Annotated in this window: 1 protein-coding gene; it reads right to left on the reverse strand. The window is 72.5% G+C overall.

The window, feature by feature from the left end; genetic code table 11:
- Positions 1-52: 52 nt before the first annotated feature.
- Positions 53-1,570: a leucyl aminopeptidase gene (locus ACWGH4_RS34700; protein WP_453467844.1), complete on the reverse strand. Its 1,518-nt coding sequence runs from the start codon at positions 1,568-1,570 to the stop codon at positions 53-55.
- Between the last annotated feature and the right edge of the window lie 330 nt (positions 1,571-1,900).

The following is a 1,900-nucleotide window of genomic DNA, read 5'->3' on the forward strand; positions in this document are numbered from 1 at the left end:
GAACAGACGCCGCGCGGCGGCACCCGCGGCCCCGCCCCGCCCCGGCCGACCGTCAGCCCAGGTCGCCCGCGGCCGTCCGCTCCGCCAGCTTCACCAGCGTGCGGATCGACGACCCGGTGCCGCCCTTCGGCGTGTAGCCGAACGGCGCGCCCTCGTGGAACGCGGGGCCCGCGATGTCCAGGTGCGCCCAGGTGATGCCCTCGCCCACGAACTCCTTCAGGAACAGGCCGGCCACCAGGCCGCCGCCCATGCGCTCACCCATGTTCGCGATGTCGGCGGTCGGCGAGTCCATGCCCTTGCGCAGCTCCGAGGGGAGCGGCATCGGCCAGGACGCCTCGCCGACCTCCTCGGCGATCTCGTGGATCGAGGTACGGAACGCGTCGTCGTTCGCCATGATGCCGAACGTGCGGTTGCCGAGCGCCAGCACCATCGCACCGGTCAGCGTCGCCACGTCCACGATCGCGTCCGGGTTCTCCTCGGACGCCCTCGTCAGCGCGTCCGCGAGCACCAGACGGCCCTCGGCGTCGGTGTTGAGGACCTCGACCGTCTTGCCGCTGTACATGCGCAGCACGTCGCCGGGGCGGGTGGCCGAGCCGGACGGCATGTTCTCGGCGAGGGCCAGCCAGCCGGTGACGTTGACGGCGAGACCCAGCCGGGCCGCCGCGACGACAGCGGCGAACACGGCGGCCGCGCCGCTCATGTCGCACTTCATCGTCTCGTTGTGGCCGGCCGGCTTCAGGGAGATGCCGCCCGAGTCGTAGGTGATGCCCTTGCCGACGAGCGCGAGCGTCTTCGCGCCCTTGGAGTGCGTGTAGGAGAGCTTGACCAGGCGCGGCGGGTTCTCGGAGCCCTGGCCGACGCCGAGGATGCCGCCGAAGCCGCCCTTGGCGAGCGCCTTCTCGTCGAGCACCTGCACCTTGATGCCGTGCTCCTTGCCGGCGGCCGTGGCCACGGCGGCGAAGGCCTCGGGGGTGAGGTCGTTCGGCGGGGTGTTGACCAGGTCGCGGGCGCGGTTGATCTCCTCGGTGAGCGCGACCGCGCGCTCGGCGGCGGCCTTGAACGCCTTGTCACGCGGCTTGGCGCCCAGCAGGGCGACCTCGGCCAGCGGCTTCTTCGCACCGTTCTCGCCGGCCGTTCCCTGGTACGCGGTGAAGGCGTACGCGCCGAGCAGCGCACCCTCGGCGATGGCCTCCGCGTCCTCCACGGACTCTATGGGCAGCGCGAAAGCGGCCTTCTTGGCACCGGACAGCGCACGCGCCGCGGCACCGGCCGCACGGCGCAGCGCCTCGGTGCCGTACGCCTCGCCGTCCTCGGGGGCCGCGCCCAGACCGACGGCCAGCACGACCGGGGGCTTCAGGCCGGCCGGCGCGGGGAGCTTGGTGACCTCGCCCTCGCCACCGCCGGCGCCGAGGGTCTCGAGGACGGAGGCGAGCTTGCCGTCGAACGCCTTGTCCACGGCCTCGGCGCCCGGCGCGACCACCGGGCCCTTGGCGCCCTTCGCGACGCCGACGACGAGGGCGTCCGCGCGCAGCGTCGCAGCGCCTGCAGTGCTGAGAGTGAGAGCAGTCACGGTGGTGAAATCTCGCTTCCGTTGAGTTCCGGGGGTGCGGCGAGGGCGGATCGACACCCCACACCGGACAAGAGCCTACGCGCGGCCGTATGTATCGCTCACGGCGGCGGCGGTTCACTCGTGCGTGGTGTCTCTTTCATGTTCGGCCCGGAGGTTGTCACCGCTCGGCCACACTCACCACATTCCGGCAACGGGGCGTGGGGCCCCGTTGCGTCATCGGCACAGAACTTCCCTGCGCCTGAAGGGCGTTGGGGAAGCGTGCGAGGGGGGAACCACATGGAGCAGCAGGGTGCGCGCGAGGCGGGACGCCGGCCCGGGACCGTGTCCGAC

This window comes from Streptomyces sp. NPDC054847, from assembly GCF_053610925.1.